General features: G+C 62.3%; 18 protein-coding genes and 1 pseudogene. 13 read left to right on the forward strand and 6 right to left on the reverse strand.

Annotated features, from left to right (window positions below):
• Positions 1-15 precede the first annotated feature (15 nt).
• Complete coding sequence (locus QM600_RS19280; protein ID WP_283263136.1) at positions 16-861, forward strand: uroporphyrinogen-III synthase; 846 nt, start codon at positions 16-18, stop codon at positions 859-861.
• Here QM600_RS19280 and QM600_RS19285 read toward each other — a convergent pair.
• Positions 821-2365 (reverse strand): PH domain-containing protein, encoded by a 1545-nt coding sequence (locus tag QM600_RS19285; protein WP_283263156.1) that lies wholly within the window; start codon positions 2363-2365, stop codon positions 821-823. The two genes, QM600_RS19280 and QM600_RS19285, sit on opposite strands and share 41 nt — an antisense overlap.
• 38 nt (positions 2366-2403) lie before the next feature.
• On the reverse strand, positions 2404-2907 hold the full coding sequence (locus tag QM600_RS19290; RefSeq protein WP_283263137.1) for a PH domain-containing protein: 504 nt from the start codon (positions 2905-2907) through the stop codon (positions 2404-2406).
• An 82-nt stretch (positions 2908-2989) separates the two neighbouring features.
• Between QM600_RS19290 and QM600_RS19295 the strand changes: the two genes are divergently transcribed.
• The 5 genes from QM600_RS19295 to dapC all read left to right on the forward strand — a co-directional run bounded on the left by QM600_RS19295 (position 2990) and on the right by dapC (position 8102).
• Positions 2990-3178: an Rv3202a family protein gene (locus tag QM600_RS19295; protein WP_283263139.1), complete on the forward strand. Its 189-nt coding sequence runs from the start codon at positions 2990-2992 to the stop codon at positions 3176-3178.
• A 106-nt stretch (positions 3179-3284) separates the two neighbouring features.
• Complete coding sequence (locus tag QM600_RS19300) at positions 3285-5852, forward strand: bifunctional FO biosynthesis protein CofGH (RefSeq protein WP_283263157.1); 2568 nt, start codon at positions 3285-3287, stop codon at positions 5850-5852.
• Positions 5852-6610 (forward strand): hypothetical protein, encoded by a 759-nt coding sequence (locus QM600_RS19305; RefSeq protein ID WP_283263140.1) that lies wholly within the window; start codon positions 5852-5854, stop codon positions 6608-6610. The genes QM600_RS19300 and QM600_RS19305 overlap by 1 nt, the downstream gene beginning before the upstream one ends.
• Before the next feature lie 59 nt (positions 6611-6669).
• The gene (gene fdxA, locus QM600_RS19310; RefSeq protein ID WP_094274276.1) at positions 6670-6993 is read left to right on the forward strand and encodes a ferredoxin; all 324 of its coding nucleotides are present in this window, start codon (positions 6670-6672) and stop codon (positions 6991-6993) included.
• Positions 6994-6998: 5 nt separating this feature from the next.
• On the forward strand, positions 6999-8102 hold the full coding sequence (gene dapC / locus QM600_RS19315; RefSeq protein ID WP_283263141.1) for a succinyldiaminopimelate transaminase: 1104 nt from the start codon (positions 6999-7001) through the stop codon (positions 8100-8102).
• A gap of 314 nt (positions 8103-8416) precedes the next feature.
• On the opposite strand, the gene QM600_RS19320 is transcribed toward dapC, so the two are convergent.
• Complete coding sequence (locus tag QM600_RS19320; protein ID WP_283263142.1) at positions 8417-9313, reverse strand: helix-turn-helix transcriptional regulator; 897 nt, start codon at positions 9311-9313, stop codon at positions 8417-8419.
• A gap of 226 nt (positions 9314-9539) precedes the next feature.
• On the opposite strand from QM600_RS19320, the gene QM600_RS19325 reads away from it, so the two are divergent.
• From QM600_RS19325 to QM600_RS19335, 3 genes are read left to right on the forward strand one after another with little or no spacing between them, the layout of a single operon-like run.
• Entirely contained in the window at positions 9540-10748 is a 1209-nt protein-coding gene (locus QM600_RS19325) for an MFS transporter (RefSeq protein WP_283263143.1), read from the forward strand.
• Positions 10749-10797: 49 nt separating this feature from the next.
• On the forward strand, positions 10798-11841 hold the full coding sequence (locus QM600_RS19330; protein WP_283263144.1) for an NAD(P)-dependent alcohol dehydrogenase: 1044 nt from the start codon (positions 10798-10800) through the stop codon (positions 11839-11841).
• Positions 11842-11846: 5 nt separating this feature from the next.
• A complete protein-coding gene (locus QM600_RS19335) occupies positions 11847-12410 on the forward strand; it encodes a cyclophilin-like fold protein (protein WP_283263145.1) in 564 nt (187 codons plus the stop codon).
• Between the two features lie 50 nt (positions 12411-12460).
• Here QM600_RS19335 and QM600_RS19340 read toward each other — a convergent pair.
• Positions 12461-13009, reverse strand: a pseudogene (locus QM600_RS19340) (thiamine pyrophosphate-dependent enzyme); the annotation flags it as partial.
• A 365-nt stretch (positions 13010-13374) separates the two neighbouring features.
• Between QM600_RS19340 and pruA the strand changes: the two are divergent.
• The 4 genes from pruA to QM600_RS19360 all read left to right on the forward strand — a co-directional run bounded on the left by pruA (position 13375) and on the right by QM600_RS19360 (position 19093).
• Positions 13375-15018 (forward strand): L-glutamate gamma-semialdehyde dehydrogenase, encoded by a 1644-nt coding sequence (pruA, locus tag QM600_RS19345; protein WP_283263146.1) that lies wholly within the window; start codon positions 13375-13377, stop codon positions 15016-15018.
• The gene (locus QM600_RS19350; protein ID WP_283263147.1) at positions 15015-15950 is read left to right on the forward strand and encodes a proline dehydrogenase family protein; all 936 of its coding nucleotides are present in this window, start codon (positions 15015-15017) and stop codon (positions 15948-15950) included. Before pruA ends, QM600_RS19350 begins: the two co-directional genes overlap by 4 nt.
• A 28-nt stretch (positions 15951-15978) precedes the next feature.
• The gene (locus QM600_RS19355) at positions 15979-17397 is read left to right on the forward strand and encodes an acyl-CoA synthetase (protein WP_283263148.1); all 1419 of its coding nucleotides are present in this window, start codon (positions 15979-15981) and stop codon (positions 17395-17397) included.
• A 97-nt stretch (positions 17398-17494) separates the two neighbouring features.
• Positions 17495-19093, forward strand: a complete 1599-nt coding sequence (locus QM600_RS19360; RefSeq protein WP_283263149.1) for a substrate-binding domain-containing protein — start codon at positions 17495-17497, stop codon at positions 19091-19093.
• Positions 19094-19147: 54 nt separating this feature from the next.
• Here QM600_RS19360 and QM600_RS19365 read toward each other — a convergent pair whose 3' ends face one another.
• Both QM600_RS19365 and QM600_RS19370 read right to left on the reverse strand, forming a co-directional pair.
• Entirely contained in the window at positions 19148-20521 is a 1374-nt protein-coding gene (locus QM600_RS19365; RefSeq protein WP_283263150.1) for an amino acid permease, read from the reverse strand.
• Positions 20521-20921, reverse strand: a 401-nt coding sequence (locus tag QM600_RS19370) for a DapH/DapD/GlmU-related protein (protein WP_283263151.1), incomplete at its 5' end; no start/stop codon positions are given. The genes QM600_RS19370 and QM600_RS19365, both read right to left, overlap by 1 nt.

The raw sequence follows: 20921 nt of genomic DNA on the forward strand, positions 1-20921 counted from the left end.
GGGACACTGACATCTGTGGCTGAACTAGACCTTGCGGGTACAACTATCGCTTTGACGGCGGAGCGACGGACCGAAGAATTTGCGGCCCTCCTCGAACGGCGGGGCGCCGAGACCGTCCGTACGCCGGTAATCCACGTACTGCCCTTGATTGACGACGCCGATCTGCGCGTGCAGACGGCGGCGTTGATCGCTGATCCGCCGGAACTGGTGGTCATCAGTACGGGCATCGGGTTTCGGGGTTGGCTCGAGGCCGTGGCGTCGTGGGATCGGACCGAGCAGTTTCTGGGCGCACTGAAGCGGACGCGCATCATTGCCCGCGGACCCAAAGCGATGGGCGCGATCCGTGGGGCGGGTTTGCGTGAGGCGTGGTCGCCGGCGGGGGAGTCCTCCGAGGAAGTCCTCGACCACCTTCGCAGTGAGGGCGTCGAGGGAGTGCGCGTGGCAGTTCAACTGCACGGCATCATCACCGAGTGGGAACCGCTGACCGACCTGAGTGCGTCGTTAGCAGACCTCGGAGCGGTCGTGACCCCGATATCGGTCTACCGGTGGATCCGGCCACCCGATCAGGGGCCGGTGCGGGCACTGGTGTCAGCGGTGCGGTCCGGCAATATCGATGCACTCACCTTCACCAGTGCCCCCGCCGTCTCCTCGATGCTCAGTACGGCCAAAGAGATGGGCGAACTCGAACGATTTGTTGCTGCGATGCGAGGGCCGGTGCCCACCTATTGCGTCGGCCCCGTGACAGCGGCGCCGTTGGAACTGCTCGGAGTGCCCACGATTCAGCCCGAACGATCGAGGCTCGGATCATTGGCGCGACTGATTATCGACGATCTGCCCAGACGTCGCCCGCTCCAGGCGTGACAGCTTCGATCAGGCTCCAGGAATCCTGAGCCGGCAGGTCGATCACGGCGTAGCCGCCGGTGCCGGCCGGCGTCGCGGCAATCACGGTGGCAACTCCGGCGCGTCGCTGGAAGAACGTTTCACGAACCGTCCAGCCGATCACGCCGTCCGCTTCCAGGCTGTGCCGTTTGCGGTCGAGTGAGCCGCTGCGGGTGATCAGCCATCCGGGCAGCACTGCGTGACCAAGGCCCTTGGCTCGGTCGTAGGCGAGGGCTGCGCCGCCCACTGTCAGCACTGCAACGCCGACCCACGCGTAGACCGGAACTTGAACTCCGAACGCGAGGCTGACCAGCAGCGCCGCAAGCGCGATCCCAGCGGCGAACAGGCCGCGGGTGTAGCGGCGCCGACGCGCGGCGCTGCCGTGGCCGACAAGGGGGACTGAGGCCTGCCGGGTATCGCCGATGACAGTGGCCATCACCCGTTCTGCTTCGGCCCGCGGACCTTGGGGCAGCAGAAGCGAGGATTCCTTCTTCTCCGCGCTCACACCGGTCATGATGGCGTCGAGGCGAGCGCCGCCGGCCAGGCGAAGCAGGAGAGGCTCTTTCAGCGTCGTACCGCGTAGGCGCGCTCGATCCAAGGTGGTCTGGCGGGTCTTGAGCAGTCCGTGGCTGACATGGAGGATGCGGCCGTTGTCGGTCAGTGTCATGTTGCCGAACGCGATCAGATACTGAACGCACGCGAAGATGCTGGAAAGGACGAGTAGCGCAACGAGGGCAACGACGACCAAGACGGTGATGCCGAGGCTTTCGAGCGAGTCGACGCCAGTGGAGACGGCCGACGATTTTGCGATTGCGCTGCCGACTCCGTATTGGAAGGCGATGCCGACTATCGCGGCGATGATGAAGATTCCGGTAAACGAAAAGGGTGCGTACCGTACCCAACTCGGCTGCCAGTGCCCGATCTCGGTTTCCGAGGATTCTTGCGGCAGCGGTGTTCCGGAAGTGGGCTGTCCCGGTTTTTCAGGCTTGCCTTGTGCGCCGGCGAGAAGTGCGGCGCGAAGGTCGGGGACCAGTGCGCTCGAGAGTGCGTTGAGTTCGAACTTGTTGGACTCGTGCCCTTTGCCGGCACGCTGGCCGGTGCCGATCCGGACGATGGAAAGGCCGAGCAGGCGGTGCATGACACCGGCTTCGACGTCGACGGATCGAATTCGGCTCCGCGGCACCGAGAGCAGTTTCTTCTGGAAAACGCCGGTGCGAAGCTGAACATGTACCGGGCCGATGCGGTAGGTGGTGGTGAACCATCGAAGCAGACCGAAGATCACCAGCAGCGTGACCACACCGATGCCCCACAGATGATTTCCGCTCTGGCTGCCGAGAATGAACGAGACCACCAGGACGGGAAGCAGTTTGACGACTTCGTTGACCGGGTGGACCAGCAGCATTCGTCGGTCGAGGCGAAGCCACGGCTGTTCTTGCTCCGCGGCTTCGGCGGCCACAGATTCGGATTCGGCGGGGATGTCGACCATGGGTTCGTCTGTTTGTGATGTCAGTTCCTGATGCTCGGTCACGTCGCGTCTCCCGCGTTGCTGCCGGCGATTTCGGTCAGCTGAGCCACGGTACGGTCTGCGACATCCTGATCCAGGGCGGAGATCTTCACGGCTCCGGCGGACGACGCCGTCGTCACGGTCACGGTGGCGAGCCCCAGCATTCGGTCGATGGGTCCACGCTCGGTGTCGACGGTTTGGATCCTCGAGATGGGGGCAATGCGTCGTTCGTGGGTGAACCAGCCGGTCCGGGTGTAAACGGCGGTGTCGCTGATTTCCCAGCGGTGCACGCGATATCTCCAGGCCGGAACCATCAGGATATGGACGGCGGCGCCCAGAACTGTGACCGCAGCGATTGCTCCCACCAGCCAGGTCGGCAATCCGGGGATCAAGATCGCGGCGACGATCTCGGCCACGATGATCGGAGCCCAGGTGAGGGCGGCGGTAATTGCCCACAGTTTGGGGGCGTTGGTGCTCGGGCGCCACAACGGGTCGGCCATGGTCACAGCGTTAGGCGCGGTCATAGTGCCTACTTTGGTCGAGTTGGGGCGATCTGTCGACAACCGCCCTATGGTGGAGTGTGGCGACCGATGAAGGGAGCACGTGATGACTGAACAAGATTCGGCATTCGATTCGGAGGCACCGGAGCCAGATGCTCTGGAACAAGCAGCACTGGTAGATCCCAATACTCCGGGCGAACCTGATCTCACTGATATTCCGATTGATGCGGCGGCTGCCGATGTTGTCGATCAGCGCCGCGAAGTTGCGCTCGACGAGGAGTATCCGCCCACCTGACGGGCGCTGGTGTTCTGGGAGTTCTGGCACCGAGTGGCAGTAGCCGTCCGGTATGGCGCATGATCGCTAGGTGAACCGAACTGGTGATGACTCCGGCAAACCCACCATGCTTCCGATGCCCGGCATATCTGAGGCGGCCGGCTCGAGCGCATTGTCGAGCTCGCCGGCCCCGTCTGCTTCGGCGATGCGTCGTGTGCTGCGCCGCGCGCGAGACGGCGCGACTCTGAATGTCGACGAGGCGTCGACGCTGTTGCAGGCTCGTGGCGCCGATCTGACGGACCTGTGCGCGTCAGCGGCGAAGGTTCGTGACGCCGGACTGTTGGCTGCGGGACGCCCGAACACCGTGACGTACTCGCGCAAGGTTTTCATTCCGCTGACCCGCCTGTGTCAGGACAAGTGCCATTACTGCACCTTCGTGACGGTGCCGGGCAAGCTGCGCGCTGAGGGACACGGAATGTACCTCGAACCTGACGAGGTACTTGAAATTGCCCGGGCGGGCGCTGAGTTGGGTTGTAAGGAAGCGCTATTCACTCTCGGTGACCGTCCCGAGGCACGCTGGCCCGAGGCCAAGCAGTGGCTCGACGAGCGCGGTTACGACTCCACCCTCGACTACCTGCGGGCAATGTCGATCCGCGTGCTCGAGGAAACGGGACTGCTACCGCATCTGAACCCCGGTGTGATGAGTTGGCAGGAACTTTCGCGTCTCAAGCCGGTAGCGCCGTCGATGGGCATGATGCTCGAGACCACTGCTACCAGACTGTTCACCGACAAGGGTGAATGCCACTACGGCAGCCCGGACAAAGACCCGGCCGTTCGGTTGCGAACTCTGACTGATGCGGGCCGTCTGAACGTTCCGTTCACGACCGGCATTTTGGTGGGCATCGGGGAGAACTTCCTCGAGCGGGCCGAGTCGATCATGGCGATTCGGAAGTCGCACAAGGCCTTCGGTCATATTCAGGAAGTCATCATCCAGAACTTCCTGGCCAAGCCCGACACCGCGATGCGCGATACTCCCGATGCGGGTCTCGACGAGTTCCTGGCTGCTATCGCCGTTGCTCGTCTGCTTCTGGGTCCGACGATGCGGATTCAGAGCCCGCCCAATCTTGTCTCCAACAGTGAATGCCTGGCCCTCCTCGGAGCCGGCGTCGACGACTGGGGCGGGGTTTCGCCGTTGACTCCCGATCACGTCAACCCGGAGCGCCCGTGGCCGAACCTCGAGACCCTGGCCGCGATCAGTGCGGAGGCGGGCTTCACGCTCACCGAACGCACTGCTGCGCAGCCTGCATATGTGCTGGCCGGAGCGCCCTGGATCGACCCGCGGATCGCCGGTCATGTTCAGGCACTTGCCGATCCGAAGACCGGCTTGGCCAAGCTGGATACCAAGCCGGTCGGTCTGCCGTGGCAGGAGCCGGACGAATCCTGGGAATCCAGCGGACGCGTCGACCTCAATACCGAGATCGACACGGACGGCCGCAACACCGAAACGCGCAGTGACCTGGGCAGTGCCTTCGGTGACTGGGAGACCGTGCGCGAGCAGGTTCTCGAACTGAGCGCTCCCGTTCGTGTCGACACCGATCTTCTGGCTGCACTGCGCAGTGCCGAGCGCGATCCGGCCGGATGCTCCGACGACGAGTACCGCGCACTTGCCATTGCCGAAGGTGCCGGCCTGGAAGCTGTTGTGGCACTGGCAGATGCGCTCCGCAAGGAGGCCGTCGGCGAGGATGTCACCTACGTGGTGAACCGCAACATCAACTTCACCAACATTTGCTACACCGGTTGCCGGTTCTGCGCCTTCGCGCAGCGCAAGGGTGACGACGACGCCTTCACTCTCTCAGCTGAGCAAGTTGCCGATCGGGCTTGGGAAGCGCACGTCGCTGGGGCCACCGAGGTGTGCATGCAGGGCGGCATCGATCCGGAACTCCCCGTCACGGGCTACGCCGACCTGGTGCGCGCGGTCAAGAAGCGTGTGCCGTCCATGCACGTCCACGCGTTTTCGCCCATGGAAATTGTGAACGGTGCTTCGCGCAGTGGTGAGAGCATCCGCGATTGGCTCACGGCGTTGCGTGAAGCAGGACTCGATACGATTCCCGGCACCGCCGCCGAGATCCTCGACGACGAGGTGCGCTGGATCCTCACCAAGGGCAAATTGCCGACGGCTGAGTGGATCGAAGTAGTCACGACGGCACACGAAGTGGGCCTGCGATCGAGTTCGACCATGATGTACGGACACGTCGATCAGCCGCACCACTGGGTTGGTCACCTCAACGTGTTGCGCGGAATTCAGGACCGCACAGGCGGATTCACGGAGTTCGTTCTCCTGCCGTTTGTGCATCAGAGCGCTCCGCTGTACTTGGCCGGAGCGTCGCGCCCGGGCCCGACCATCCGGGACAACCGCGCCGCGCACGCGCTCGCGCGCATCATGCTGCACGGCCGGATCCCGAACATCCAGACCAGCTGGGTCAAGCTCGGCACCACCGGCACGCAGATGATGCTCAACGGCGGCGCCAACGACCTCGGCGGAACGTTGATGGAAGAGACCATCTCACGGATGGCCGGATCCCAGCACGGCAGCGAGAAGACCGTTGCCGAACTGCGCGCTATCGCCGAAGGCATCGGTCGACCCGCACGCGAGCGCACAACAACGCATGCCCGACGCGAAGAGGTGATCGCCTGATGGCGGATGTCCTGGGTGACCGCAAAGTCGTCGACGTACTCGATCGAGCGGTCTGGGGCATCAACCCCGTTCTCGACCTTGCGTACAGCGATCCGCTCGGGATCAAGCGTCGTACGTTCGAACCGACGGATCCGGAGCGAGGCGCCGCCGAGGTTGTTCTCGACGCCGTCGCCTGGGTTCTGGACGTCATCAAATTCCCCGGTACCGCTGCCTGGTCGGTCATGTCCGACGATCAACGATCCCAGTGGTGGACCACCCGACTGGGCGCACTCAACACACTAGTTGTCGCATTTCCCGGGATCTTCGGAGTTTTGCTCAGCCGATTACCGATCCAGGATTTGCTCGCTTTTGCCAATCAGGCCGTCGTCCTGGTGGCTGTTGCGCGTGAGCACGGAGTGACCGAGCGCGATCAACAAGTTGATCTTCTCGCGTCAGTTCTGTGCCGCCGCGAGGTGGAATCACGATCGGTGCTTTCCGGAGAAAATCTTTCCGAACAGCCCGTGACCAGCGTCGACGAGACCTGGCGACCGTTCGCGCTGATCGGAACGCTCTGGCGGACTGCCAAGACTTTTCGGGCAATCAGCGACGAACTGCACAAGCGTCCCCAGCGTGCGAAGCCGTACGAGTTGGCCGGAAAGATCCCCGTGATCGGCGTCGTAGCCGACTATCTCGGTGAGCGCGGTGCGCTGATCCGTGCTTCGTCAGCCGGTGAGAAGTGGATAGCGATTCGGACGAAGAACGCCACCACAGTAGGCTGAAATGTGTTAAGTCGCTTGCGCGGAGCAGGTGCACCTCTGGAAGGTAGGGAGAGAAGGCAGTGACCTACACGATTGCTGAACCGTGTGTAGATGTGTTGGACAAGGCTTGTATCGAGGAATGCCCTGTCGACTGCATCTACGAGGGTGGGCGCATGCTCTACATCCACCCCGACGAATGTGTCGACTGCGGCGCGTGTGAACCTGTCTGTCCCGTCGAAGCGATCTTCTACGAAGACGACGTTCCCGAGCAGTGGAGTCCGTACATCAGCGCCAACGTCGATTTCTTCGACAACCTCGGCTCGCCTGGTGGAGCCGCCAAACTCGGCAAGGTCGACTACGACACGCCGTTCATCAAGGCCCTGCCTCCCATGGGTGAGGAATAGAAATCTTGTCTCGTACTCCGGTTGCTGCCGGGCTTCCCGATTTTCCGTGGGATTCGCTGGCAGATGTCACCGCCAAAGCACACGCTTATCCCGACGGCATCGTGAACTTGTCGGTAGGTACGCCGGTCGATCCGGTTGATCCGGTGATCCGGGAAGCTCTGGCATCCGTTGCCGAGGTCCCGGGTTACCCGACGACACACGGAACTCTCGCTCTGCGTGAGGCTGTCGCCGAGTCACTCGATCGCCGCTACAACATTCCGGATATCGATCCGGCAGCCGTGCTGCCGGCCATCGGTACCAAGGAAATGATCGCGTGGCTGCCGACGCTCCTGGGCCTCGGCGCAGACGACCTCGTTGTCATTCCGGAGTTGGCGTACCCCACCTACGAGGTGGCTGCGAAATTGGCCGGCGCGCGGATCATTCGCGCCGACGGACTGAACAAACTCGGTCCCGAATCGGCATCGCTGATCTTCGTGAATTCGCCGTCCAACCCCACCGGCAAGGTGCTCGGCCTCGAGCATCTGCAGAAGGTTGTGGCGTGGGCCCGCGAGCGCGGCGCAATCGTCGTCTCCGACGAGTGCTACCTCGGCCTGACCTGGGAATCGGATGCTCTGTCCATTCTCGATCCACGCGTCAACGACGGTGACCTGACCGGCCTGCTGGCCGTGCATTCACTGTCCAAGACCTCGAACCTGGCGAGCTACCGCGCCGGTTTTGTCACCGGCGATCCAGCCTTGGTGGCGGAACTTCTCGAAGTCCGCAAGCACGCCGGAATGATTCTGCCGCTGCCCATTCAGGCCGCGATGGAAGCTGCACTCGGCGACGATCTGCACGAGAACGTGCAGCGTGAGCGTTACCGCGAACGTCGAAGCGTGTTGCTCGACGCCGTTCGTGGTGCCGGATTCACCGTCGAGAACTCCGAGGCCGGTCTTTACCTGTGGGCTACTCGCGGTGAAGCCTGCCGCGACACGGTTGCGTGGTTCGCCGATCGCGGCATCCTGGTCGCTCCCGGTGAGTTCTACGGACCGAGCGGAAGCAAGCATGTACGAATCGCATTGACGGCTACGGATGAGCGGATTGCCGCTGCGGCAAAGCGACTCACGGCGTAGTCAATTCTCGAAAACGATTGTCCGGCACCTGAACTTCAAGTGCCGGACAATCGTTTTTTGCCGTGGCACTGTGGATCGTCAGACTTGTTTGTCCTGGGCTCTGGTCATAATGAGCTTCATTCCGATTCGGTATTCGGTTGTCGTTGTAGTTGTCGCTGACGCTCATTGCCGGGATGTCGTCCACACACGGTCAACAGTTGACTCGGCTGTTTCGCCCTGTCCAGCAAAGACTTCGGCGCCGCAGGAGTATTACACCCGGGTGGACCGAGGCAGCACGGTAGGGCCATCCGGGATTCGGCAAACGCATCCTGAAGTCAGTGGCCGGTAGATTCCTTTGCCGGCGAAGCGGGAACCGGAGCACCATATTCGCTGGCAGCCCACGAGGCGAGCAGTCGCAGCGCTTGTTCGGATCCGGAACCCGGCTCTGCGGTGTAGATGGTTAGTGTCAGGCCGGGTTCGGCGGCCATCTCGAGCCCCTCGTACGCAAGGGTGAGTTCACCGACGACGGGGTGGTGGAATGTCTTGGAACCGGTGCCGTGGTGTCTGACATTGTGTGCGCTCCACCGACGACGAAAGTCTTCGCAACGAGTGCTGAGCTCGCCGATGAGGTCGTGAAGTTCCTTGTTGTGTGGGTCGCGGGCGGCTTCGGTACGCAAAATAGCGACCGTCACCTCGGCAAAGAGATCCCAGTCGGGGTAGAAGTCACGTGCCCGCTCGTCGAGGAAGGTATATCGGGCGATGTTCGGCGGCTGGCCCGGCATGTCGTAAACGTCCCCGTAGAACGCGCGGGCCAGCATGTTGACAGCAAGGATGTCCATGCGCCCGTTGCGGACGAATGCCGGGCCGGCGGTGATCGCGTCGAGGGCCCACTGCAGACTCTGGTGCGGCAGCCACGTCTTCGAATTGCGGCGCCGCGGGGGCCTGGCCACGGGACTTGCTGCATGGGCGAGATCGAACAAATGCGCACGCTCGGCATCATCAAGGCACAGTGCCTTGGCAAGACTGTCGAGGACCTCGGGTGACGCACCGCTGATTGCGCCGCGTTCTATCCGTGTGTAGTACTCGATGCTCACCCCGGCCAGGGTCGCGACCTCACTACGGCGAAGCCCCTCGACCCGCCGATTGGTTCCCGCTGGGAGTCCGACCTGCTCCGGAGTGACCAGGGCGCGACGTGAGGTCAGGAATTGCCGGACTTCCGCTCGATTGTCCATACGTCGACGCTAGTCGAGGTCCCGGTGTCGAGGGAGTCCCTTGCAGTACCTCCACCAACCGGGACTCCCACCCGCACCCGATAAGTGGTGTGCTGGTGAAGAGGGGAAACCGGCAAGGCTCCCGCCTGCGACCCGTCGACGAAGAAGAAACGAAACCACCTTGAAGTCACAGACCAAGACGATCGAAACCGCAAGCGTACTAACCCAATCCGCTTCCAGCGACGGTATGGTCGACCCAACCACGTCGATGCCGGCCAGGCCCGTGGACGCGTCGTATCCACACGGCCGCCTACCGTTGCATGCACTGCTCGTCATGGCGCTCATGGGGTTCATCCTCATCACCACCGAAACCATGCCCGCCGGGCTGTTGCCGCAAATCGCGGGTGGCCTCGACATCGCCGAAGGGACTGCGGGACAGCTGGTCAGTGCCTACGCTTTGGGTACCGTGGTCCTCACCATCCCGGCCATAGCATTCACTCGCGGTATACGACGCAAACCGGTGTTCCTCGTCGGCATTCTGGGATTCCTGATCGCCAACACCATCACCGTTTTCTCCCCGGATATCGCGGCGACGTTGATCGCGAGGTTCGCAGCCGGCGCTTTCTCCGGTCTGGTGTGGGGAATGCTCGCAGGATATGCACGCCGCATCACCGCCCCGGAACTTGCCGGGCGAGCTCTCACCATTGCTTCGATCGGCACACCCCTCGGCTTGGCCATCGGAACGCCTTTCGGATCGTGGCTGGGTACTACATTCGACTGGCGTTGGTCTTTCGGAGTTCTCTCCGTGTTGACGATTGTCACCGCCGTCCTCGCCTTGACGATCGTTCCCGATGCCCCGGGGCAACGTGCGGAATCACGCGTCCCCCTCGTGCGGGTGTTTGCCATTCCCGGTGTCACTGTCATCCTCGTCGTCATTTTTGTGTGGATGCTCGCGCACAACACGGTCTACACCTACATCGCTTCCTATCTACGTACTGCGAATGTGCCGATCTCCGTAGACGTGGCTCTCGTGGTATTCGGGCTTTCCGCACTGATCGGCATCGCAATCACAGGCGCCCTCATCGACCGCGTCCCGCGTCCCCTGCTTCTGGGCAGCCTCTCCCTCTTCCTCACCACGGGTGTGGTTTTTGTTGCCGGAAGCCAATCGCCCGGCGCAGTGCTCGGCGCCGTTGTTCTCTGGGGAATCGCCTTCGGCGGCGCGGCACCACAGTTGCAAACAGCCATCAGCGCAGCAAGCGGCGAGAACGCGGACATCGCCAACTCCCTGCTCGGGGTCGCGTTCAATGTCGCCATCTTCTCGGCCGGAGTCCTGGGAGCGGTACTCGTGAGCACATTCGACGCAATGGCCTTGCCTGTCCTCATGATCGGGCTTGCCGCAATCGCCTTTGCGATCGTCCTCACTGCACGCCGCACAGCATTCCCTGCCCAGCGATAGGGCCGTGGAGAAACACCCCATCCGACCAAACACACCAGAGGATAGATACATGCTTACTGTCACCGCCTACGCCGCTCCATCCGCAACCGAACCACTGAGCCGCACACACATCGAACGCCGCGACGTCGGCTCGTGTGACGTGCTCATCGAAATCAAGTACGCGGGCGTCTGCCATTCGGACATCCACACCGTCCGCGGCGACTGGGGTCCACAACAGTATCCGCTCACCGTCGGACACGAGATCGTCGGAATCGTCACCGAAATCGGCTCCGCCGTCACCCGCCATCACATCGGCGATCGTGTGGGTGTCGGCTGCATGGTCAACTCGTGCCGCGAATGCGTCAACTGCCGTGGCGGCGAAGAGCAGTACTGCCGCGAAGGCAACACCCAGACGTACGGCAGCGTGGACCGCGACGGCACCATCACCCAGGGCGGGTACTCCACCCACGTCGTCGTGGACGAAGACTTCGTCCTTCGCGTTCCGGTGAGCATCGACTTCGCAGCGGCCGCCCCGCTGCTGTGCGCCGGCATCACCACCTACTCGCCACTCAAACATTGGGGCGCCGGGCCTGGCAAGAAGGTTGCGATCGTGGGGATGGGCGGCCTGGGTCACATGGCCGTCCAGATCGCGCACGCGCTGGGCGCCGATGTCACCGTCCTGTCCCAGACCCTGAGCAAGAAGGACGACGGTGTGCGTCTAGGGGCAGATCACTACTACGCCACCAGCGACCCGGCAACGTTCACCGATCTCGCAGACACCTTCGATCTGATCGTGAACACCGTCAGCGCACAAATCGATATCAGCGCGTACCTCCGGTTGCTCACTCTCGACGGCACCCTGGTGAACGTCGGTGCACCGCCTGAACCGCTTCCGGTGGAAGTGTTTTCGCTGATCCTGGGGCGCCGCTCCTTCGCCGGGTCGGCGATCGGCGGCATCCGTGAGACCCAAGAAATGCTCGACTTCTGCGCCGAGCACGGCCTCGCTCCCGAAACCGAACTCATCGCCGCCGATCAGATCAACGACGCCTACGAACGCGTCCTTGCCTCCGATGTTCGGTACCGGTTCGTCATCGACACCGCGACCATCCTCTAGACCCCGTGCGACAAAAGCTCGTCATCGCAGGAACAGCGGCTATCGTATTCGCCGTCACCGGATGCACGACATCCGTCGAACACTCCACCCCAAATTTGACGATTCCGGCTGCCACCACATCGCTTCCTTCGTCTGCGAGCAGTTCTGCCGACCCGGCAATCGAGGTGGGCAAGGTCGAAGGGACCGTCGTGCGCTTCACCTCGGGTGATACTGCAGTCGACGTCACGATCGAATCCGATAATCCCACTACCCGTGACTTCCTCGCGATGCTTCCGCTGACCCTGTCGGTCGAAGAATTCGCAGGTAGGGAGAAGGTTAGCCGTCTGCCCAGGGAACTGGAGACAGACCGCTCGCCTGGATCGGACCCCGAGAACGGAGATCTCATCTATTACGCACCGTGGGGGAGCCTCGGCTTCTACTATGACGCAGACGGCATCGGCTACGCGGATCAGACCATTCACCTGGGCACTTACGACGCAGCCGCAGCGCAATTGAGCCGCCTCGAGGGCGGAAATGTCACCGCCGAGGTGATCCACCAGCAGTACCGTGTGCATCCCACCATGCGGTAAATGTCCCACCGGTCTCACCGTGGCGCTGCCTGCTGACCAAGCCCCGCTTTTCAATGGCCCTTGAATGCCTCCGCCAACCACCAGGATCCGCCGTCGCTACTGACCTTTGCGTCGATGACGAGGGGTCGATCACGTGAACCCTCCACCCAATTACCTACCGCATCAAGATCTTCCGGGGTGCGGACGGTGACACCGTCGGCGCAGCAACCGCGGGCAATTGCCGCGAGGTCGGTTTCCGGGAAAGTCACTATCGAACGGTCCATCTCGGGATCTGTGAAGTGATGGACCTCGGCACCGTAGGCGCTGTCGTTGTAGATCACGATCACGAGAGGAAGTTTCAGGCGGACAACGGTTTCGAGTTCCGAAATGCCCATCAGAAAACCGCCGTCGCCGAGGGTTGCAACGGGTAGGCGATCCGGTTGCGCCAACGCAGTCCCGATCGCGGAGGCCAGACCGAGGCCGATGGATTGGAAAGCCTGAGTGAAGCAGAACCCGAAATGATCGGGCACCGTCAGATAAGCGCTCGGGTATCCCATGAAGTTTCCGGAATCGACGGATACGGTGCGCTCGGCCGGGAGAATTGTATCGAGAGTTGCGGACGAGACGGTAAAGAAGCCCGACGGAAACCAAACGTAAGACCCGCCATCGCGCGGGCGGACGGGATTGCCGCGGGAACACCACCTGGTGGTGAACGTGGCCGGGGTAATCCGGTCGCTCATGGCGAGTGCACTAAACAGCACTCAATGTGAACGGTCGTGGAACTCAACGGGGCCGTGAGGTCGATGATCTCGATGGACTGTGAGCCGATTTTCACGAGTAATTTCGTTCAGCGTGGTCATGTGGCTTCCTTTGATTCGACAGGGGCGTGTAGATCGGGGCGTGTATTCGCACACTATCGAGCGCTGCGTTCTGTCACTCGCCGGGTTAGCCTGAATGAAGGTCCTCACGGGGTCAAGGAGTCAACATGGACGGCGTTACCGCAGTTCCGATTCCGGTCAATGAACCGGTTCATTCCTACGTGCCGGGCAGTCCTGAGCGTGCTCGACTTCGATCGGCCTTGAGTAGCGTTTCCAGTGAATGTATCGAGATCCCGCACGTGATCGGCGGCTCCGAAGTGCGTGGAGCGGGCGTATCAGTGGATGTCGTCGAACCTCACCGGCACGCGCATGTACTGGGCATGTTCCGAAACGGCACCGGGGAGGATGCCGCCGTAGCTATCGACGCGGCCACGGTTGCAGCCCCCGGTTGGCGTGAACTTTCGTTCGACGACAGAGCTGCGGTGATTCTGCGGGCAGCGGACCTTCTGTCGGGGCCGTGGCGTGAACGCATCGCGGCAGCAACCATGCTGGGCCAGTCGAAGTCGGTGCAGCAGGCCGAGATTGACGCTCCCTGTGAGTTAGTGGACTTCTGGCGGTTCAACGTGCACTTTGCACGTCAGATCCTGGCCGAGCAACCGCAGTCGTCACCCGGAGTCTGGAACCGGATGGACTACCGGCCGCTGGAAGGTTTTGTGTACGCGATTACGCCGTTCAACTTCACCGCCATTGCCGGCAACCTCCCGACTGCTCCGGCTCTGATGGGAAACACGGTTCTGTGGAAGCCGTCGCCCACGCAGACGGTCGCGGCGTACTGGACGTTGAAACTGCTCGAAGAAGCCGGCCTGCCGCCCGGGGTGATCAACCTGGTGACCGGCGACGGGCCGGATATTTCTGCAGTGGCACTGCGGGATCGGCGTCTGGCAGGCATTCACTTCACCGGTTCCACCCGAACTTTCCAGTCCTTGTGGGCGCAGGTAGGGGCGAACATCGGGGATTACGCGGGCTATCCGCGTCTGGTGGGGGAGACCGGCGGGAAGGACTTTGTGGTTGCTCATCCGTCGGCCGATCCTGCGATTCTGACAACAGCTTTGATTCGCGGAGCGTACGAATATCAAGGCCAGAAGTGTTCGGCCGCTTCCCGCGCTTACATTCCGCGAAGTCTGTGGGCGGTGTTGCGTGAGGAATTCCTTGGCGAAGTGGATGGAATTACCTACGGCGACGTGACGGATCTCGAGAACTTCGGGGGCGCGGTCATTGATCGTCGGGCATTCGACAAGAGCGTGGCGGCGATCCGGCGAGCTCACGCAACGCCCGGCATCGACGTTGTTGTCGGCGGAAAATCTGACGACAGCGTCGGCTATTTTGTTCGCCCAACGGTATTGCTGGTGGACGATCCACGCGACGAGGCGATGACGACAGAGTACTTCGGGCCGATCCTCTCGATTCATATCTACGACGACAATGCACCGGACGCATTTGGACAGATCCTGTCGGAAGCAGATTCTGCCGCTCCGTATGCACTGACCGGATCGATCATTGCCACCGACCGCGGTGCCGTAGCGCAGGCAACAGATGCTTTGCGATTTACGGCCGGAAATTTCTACGTCAACGACAAGCCCAGCGGAGCAGTGGTGGGCCAGCAACCGTTCGGTGGTGCCCGTGCGTCCGGCACCAACGACAAAGCGGGCTCCCCACTCAACTTGATGCGGTGGGTATCGGCGCGGACAGTCAAGGAAACATTTGTTGCGCCCGAAGACTACCGTTATCCGCATATGAAGCCGGAACCGTGAAACCGTCTGTTGTACTGAACAATCCGCTGCGACCGATAATCTTGGCGGCCGCACGATCCCCTCGGTGCGAACACGCGATTACGTCGACATCTGTGAGTCGGCAGTTGGTGAACCGGTTTGTTGCCGGCGGCGAGCGCAGCGACGCGATCGACGTGGTGAGTCGATTGCTCGACGAGGGGCGGTACGTCTCGGTCGACTTTCTGGGGGAGCACGTCACCGATACGGCGGCGGCGCAGGCAACTGTGGACGAATATCTGGCGCTGATTGAGGAATTGGGAAAACTCACCGACTCGACGACCTCGGTGCAGCCCGTGGAGGTATCGATGAAACTCTCCGCCCTGGGTGCCGAGTTCTGCGCCGAAGACGCCGTCAAGAATGCTCGAATCATCTGCGAGGCAGGGCAGTCTGCCGGAGTCTGGGTCACCGTCGACGCCGAAGATCACACTACAACCGATTCGACGCTCGCCGCTGTCCGCTTGTTACGCAACGATTTCCCGTGGTTGGGAACGGCACTGCAGGCCTATCTGAAACGTACCGAGTCGGATTGTCACGACTTCGCGGGTGCGCGGATCCGATTATGCAAAGGCGCCTACAACGAACCCCCGTCAGTGGCATACCGGCGTCGGGACGAGGTGACGGCGTCGTATCTGCGGTGTCTCGACATTCTGTGCGAGGGAACGGGATACCCGATGGTCGCGTCGCATGATCCCGCCGTGATCGAGGCGGCGGCACGCGGGGTTCGTCAACAGTTCGAATATCAGATGTTGTACGGCATTCGAGAGGACGAACAGGCGCGGTTGGTGGCTGCCGGGAACCACGTCCGGACGTACGTTCCCTATGGCAGCACGTGGTACCCGTACTTCATGCGAAGGCTTGCGGAGCGCCCGGCGAATCTCCGGTTCTTCCTGAGATCGCTTGTCTCTCGCAATTGACGTCAGTGCGTTGTGAGATGCTGTCGGTATGCTGCTCCGATCACTGAATTCCCTTGCCATTGCCCGCGGCGACGATGTCGAGGACGCGATCAGGATCGGGGACACGACGCTGTCCCGAAGCCAGATTCTCGGTGCGGCCACTTCCGTTGCCGAGAGGGTCGCGCAGGCTCAGCGGGTTGCCGTGCTGGCGACACCGACGGCAAAAACGATCCTCGCGGTAGTCGGCGCTCTCATTGCGGGCGTCACCGTCGTTCCGGTTCCCCCGGACGCCGGGATTGCCGAACGCGAACACATACTCAATGACTCCGGAGCCCAGGCTTGGCTGGGGGAGACCGGCGAGTTGTGCGTTGGTCTACCCGTCGTTCCGGTTCGGCTGCATGCCCGTTCGTGGCACAGCTACCAGGAGCCTGCCCCGGAATCCACGGCATTTGTTCTCTACACCTCCGGCACGACCGGGCCGCCGAAGGGCGTACTGCTCAGCCGCCGCGCTATCGCCGCCGGCATCGACGCTCTGGCCGAGGCGTGGCAGTGGACGGGGAAGGACACCGTCGTACACGGACTTCCGCTCTTCCACGTACACGGTCTGATTCTGGGTGTGCTGGGGCCACTTCGGGTGGGAAGCCGATTGGTCCACACCGTCAAGCCGACCCCGCAGGCCTATGCGCAAGCCGGTGGCTCCCTCTACTTCGGGGTGCCGACGGTCTGGTCGCGGGTCGTCGAGGACGAGGCGTCGGCGCGCGCATTGTCGTCGGCACGGCTGCTGGTCTCCGGCAGCGCGCCTTTGCCGGTTCCGGTGTTCGAGAAACTGCGCGATCTCACGGGCCTGACGCCAATCGAGCGCTACGGAATGAGCGAGACGATGCTGACGCTCAGTACACGCGTCGACGGCGAGCGTCGGCCCGGTTGGGTGGGTGTACCCGTGCGAGGCGTGGAAACTCGGTTGCGTGACGAGGCGGGCAACGACGTGCCTCACGACGGCGAGAGCATCGGCGGCCTCCAGGTGCGTGGTCCGATGTTGTTCGACGGTTATCTGAACCGTCCCGACGCGACCGCAGAATCCTGGACGGACGACGGGTTCTTCAAGACCGGCGATGTTGCGGTGATCGACGAGGGTGGATTCCACCGAATAGTCGGCCGTGAATCCATCGATCTGATCAAGACCGGAGGCTTTCGCGTCGGCGCCGGTGAGATCGAGACCGCACTTCTCGGTCATCCTTCGGTGGCTGAAGTTGCGGTAGTCGGTGTCCCCGATTCGGACCTCGGCCAGCGGATCGTGGCGGTTGTCGTTCGGCGTTCGGCGGAACCCGATGTCACGGAATCGGAGCTCATCGAACTGGTGGGTGCGCAACTGTCCGCCCATAAGCGTCCGCGTGAAATTCGGTTTGTCGAGGCGCTCCCGCGGAACGCAATGGGCAAGGTGCAAAAGCGACTTTTGATGCCCGAATAATCTCGTTTGGTTGGTTTTTTCGTGTTCTTCGCTACACTTCCCGCCGGTACGGATTGCTCCAGTTGCACCTGCGACTGGCTTCGGGAGGGCAGATTTCATGGCGGGCGGACGGCACTCGAGCGCTGACAGTGGGCGTTCATTCGGGTTTTACGCGTTGAGCGGGATGGTCCTGGTTGCAGTAGCTGCCACCGGAATTGTCGTTTTCAAGGCAGTCCAGCCTGAGACCTGTCCGAGCGTCGACGAGTTCACTCTGGCAGCGGATCCGTCGATCGCACCCGCAGTATCCGAGGTGCTTGGCAACGTGACGCCGGAGCAGACGGACTGCGCGCGGATCGTCGTCGAAGCAGCACTCCCGGGCGACGTCGTGGGGCGTCTCGGGAAGGGCGTCGATGCACCCGATCTGTGGATTCCCGACTCCGGAGCGTGGGTCGGCAAGGCAGCGCTTACAGCGGCGGGGCCGGTTGTCACCGCCGGCGGGTCGATCGCGACCACTCCGGTGGTGCTGGCTTCGGGCGGCGGTGAGCGGTTCGCGAACTGGCTGTCGGTGCTGGAAGTGCCGGACCTCGCACTGGGTAATCCGCTGTCCACCGGGACTGCGTCGGCCCCGATCCTGGCCGCGCTCGCCGAACATAGTGGTGGGGCGGAATCGGTACGTGCGGCATTGGTGCCGCACGCTCAGGCCGAGAGTGTGCGAACCGAGGATCAGCCGGTCGGAGCCAAGATGCTGACCGAGTTGGTCAGCACGGGCAAAGTCGGAGTCTCGACCGAGCAGCAGGTCGTGCAGTTCGGTAATCCGTCGATCAGCGCGACCGTGCCCTCCACCGGCACTCTGATGATGGATTACCCCCTGGTCGTGAGCGCGTCGGACCCCGAGCGTCACTATCTGTCAGACAAGAAAGCTAATGCCCTCGAAGCGATATTCAAGAGTGAAGCAGCACAGGAAGTATTGACCCGCAACGGTTTCCGTGACTCTTCCGGAGCGGCACCGGTGGTTGGCGGAATCGGAAACGTCACGGCGCTGCCGGCACCGGACCAATCCGCGGCAGATCGGACGCTCGGCGCCTGGACATTGATGGCCAAGCCGATTCGCACCCTGGTTGCGATCGACGTGTCATCTTCGATGGACTTCCCGGCAACCGGCGGAAAAAATCGGATGCAGCTCACGACAGCCGCAGCGTTGGCCGGTAATCAGGTCTTCCCGGACAGTGTGGCCGCTGGATTGTGGGCTTTTTCCCAGGGTATGAACGGAACTCAGGACTACCAGGAGTTAGTTCCGATCAGGCGCTACGACACCATTGTCGACGGAGTGTCTCAGCGAACGCTGATGGCACAGCAGGCCAATCGGTTGACCCAACTCAAGCGAGGTGCGACGGGTCTCTACGACACCACTCTGGCTGCATTTCGCAAGGTGCAGGAATCGTACGATCCGCGAGCAGTCAACAGCGTCATCGTGCTGACCGACGGCGCCAATGAGGATGCGGACAGCATTACTCGGGAGCAGCTACTCGATGTTCTTGCACGCGAGCAGGATCCGGCCCGCCCAGTGATTATCGTGACCATCGGTATCACCGACGATGCCGATGCTGCGGCGCTGGCGGATATTTCGAGAGTTACCGGTGGCTCGACGTATATCGCGCGTGACCCGTCGGAGATTTCCGAAGTGTTCGTGAATGCGTTGGCTCACCGCGGCGCCTAGGGACCATCTGATCGTGAAGGATTTCGCTCGCTCAGCGAACGAAATCCTTCACAATCAGGCGCGATTCCTCATATGCCTATTTAAGTACCCGAGTGCCGCGATTACCGCGAAAAGGACCGATGTCGAGATCAGCTGGGCGCGGGCGTTGTCGTCGAACAGCATGAGGATGACAAACGCTCCGAGCATTGCCAGGGTGGCGTAGCTGAGATACGGGAACAGCCACATACGGATCGAGAGCTTGCCTTCGGCTTCGAGTTGCCTGCGCAACCGAAGGTGAGAGATGACGATGAAGATCCAGATAACGAGAAGGGCCGCACCGACTGCGTTGAGCAGGATGCCGAGGAGATCGTCGGGCAGGAGCCAGTTCAGGAGAACGCTCACGAACCCGAAGAAGACCGAGAGCAATACCGCGTTGGTCGGGACGCCGGTGCTGGAGAGTTTGGCCATGAATGCCGGACCGTCGCCACGCCGTGCCAACGAGAAGGCCATACGGGAGGTTCCGTAGATGTTGGCGTTGAATGCCGAAAGCAGGGCAACGACCACAACAAGTTCCATGAATCCCGCGACGCCGGGGATGTTTGCCTTGTTGAGTACGGCGACAAATGGGCCGCTCTCGAGTCCTGGATCGTTCCACGGCAGCACCAAGACCATGATCGAGATGGCACCGATGTAGAAGACGCTGATACGCCACACCACGCTGCGGACAGCGATGGCGATGGAGCGTTCCGGATTCTCGGATTCGGCGGCGGCAATGGTGACGATCTCGATACCGCCGAAGGCGAAGGCAACCACCAGAAGTCCGGCAGCGACGCCCGAGAATCCGGTGGGCATGAAGCCGCCCTGACCGAACAGGTTGGAGGTTCCCACCGGGTCGGTACCGGGAAGAAGGCCGAAGACGAGCAGCACACCGACGATCAGGAAGCCGATGATGACGGTGACTTTGATTGCGGCGAACCAAAATTCGAACTCGCCGAAGTTGCTGACCTTGGCCAGGTTCACGACGGCGAAGAACACCACGAAGACGAGGGCCACCACCCACTGCGGTACACCGGGGAGCCAGTTGTCGACGATGTCGGAGGCTCCGGTGATCTCGGCGCCCAGAACCATGATGAGCATGAACCAGTAGAGCCAGCCCATCACGAATCCGGCCCACTCGCCGATCCCCAGACGCGCGTAATGCGAGAAGGAACCGCTGGCCGGAATCGCAGCGCCCATCTCGCCGAGCATCCGCATGACGAAGACGACTATGGCGCCCGCGACGATGTAGGAGATCAGAACCGCGGGGCCGGCCGTCGCTATACCGACGCCCGTTCCGAGGAACAGGCCGGCGCCGATGGCTGAGCCCAGGCCCATCATCGTGAGATGTCGGACCTTGAGGCCGTGACCGAGAGCGGTGGGTGTTACCTCGGGGGCGTCGGTGTTACTCATCAGTCGTTGGCGTGAAGTGCCGCATTCAATTCGACGCCGGTGCCCTTCCACGGCACGACCTCGACGGCACCCGATACGGAGTTGCGACGGAACAGAAGGTTGGACTTGCCGCTGAGGTCCTTGGCCTTGACGACGGTGCCGTCGGGGCCGGTGACCTTGGTGCCGGCGGTGACGTACAGGCCGGCTTCGAGGACGCAGTCGTCGCCGAGGGAGATGCCGAGGCCCGAGTTGGCGCCGAGGAGGCAGCGCTTTCCGAGGGAGATCGTTTCCTTGCCGCCGCCGGACAGGGTGCCCATGATGGATGCGCCGCCGCCCACGTCGGATCCGTCGTCGACAACGACGCCGGCGGAGATGCGGCCTTCGACCATCGAGTTGCCGAGGGTGCCGGCGTTGAAGTTCA

The organism is Rhodococcus sp. IEGM 1379, from assembly GCF_030056815.1.
Classification (GTDB): Bacteria; Actinomycetota; Actinomycetes; order Mycobacteriales; family Mycobacteriaceae; genus Rhodococcus_F.

Excerpts from the sequence above, each read along its gene's own strand:
- pruA (WP_283263146.1), top strand. The coding sequence starts at position 13,375 with ATGGACGGCGTTACCGCAGTTCCGATTCCGGTCAATGAACCGGTTCAT.
- QM600_RS19355 (WP_283263148.1), top strand. The coding sequence starts at position 15,979 with ATGCTGCTCCGATCACTGAATTCCCTTGCCATTGCCCGCGGCGACGAT.
- QM600_RS19300 (WP_283263157.1), top strand. The coding sequence starts at position 3,285 with ATGCTTCCGATGCCCGGCATATCTGAGGCGGCCGGCTCGAGCGCATTG.
- QM600_RS19320 (WP_283263142.1), bottom strand. The coding sequence starts at position 9,313 with ATGGACAATCGAGCGGAAGTCCGGCAATTCCTGACCTCACGTCGCGCC.
- QM600_RS19330 (WP_283263144.1), top strand. The coding sequence starts at position 10,798 with ATGCTTACTGTCACCGCCTACGCCGCTCCATCCGCAACCGAACCACTG.
- QM600_RS19360 (WP_283263149.1), top strand. The coding sequence starts at position 17,495 with ATGGCGGGCGGACGGCACTCGAGCGCTGACAGTGGGCGTTCATTCGGG.
- QM600_RS19290 (WP_283263137.1), bottom strand. The coding sequence starts at position 2,907 with ATGACCGCGCCTAACGCTGTGACCATGGCCGACCCGTTGTGGCGCCCG.
- QM600_RS19295 (WP_283263139.1), top strand. The coding sequence starts at position 2,990 with ATGACTGAACAAGATTCGGCATTCGATTCGGAGGCACCGGAGCCAGAT.
- QM600_RS19285 (WP_283263156.1), bottom strand. The coding sequence starts at position 2,365 with ATGGTCGACATCCCCGCCGAATCCGAATCTGTGGCCGCCGAAGCCGCG.
- QM600_RS19305 (WP_283263140.1), top strand. The coding sequence starts at position 5,852 with ATGGCGGATGTCCTGGGTGACCGCAAAGTCGTCGACGTACTCGATCGA.
- QM600_RS19365 (WP_283263150.1), bottom strand. The coding sequence starts at position 20,521 with ATGAGTAACACCGACGCCCCCGAGGTAACACCCACCGCTCTCGGTCAC.
- QM600_RS19325 (WP_283263143.1), top strand. The coding sequence starts at position 9,540 with ATGGTCGACCCAACCACGTCGATGCCGGCCAGGCCCGTGGACGCGTCG.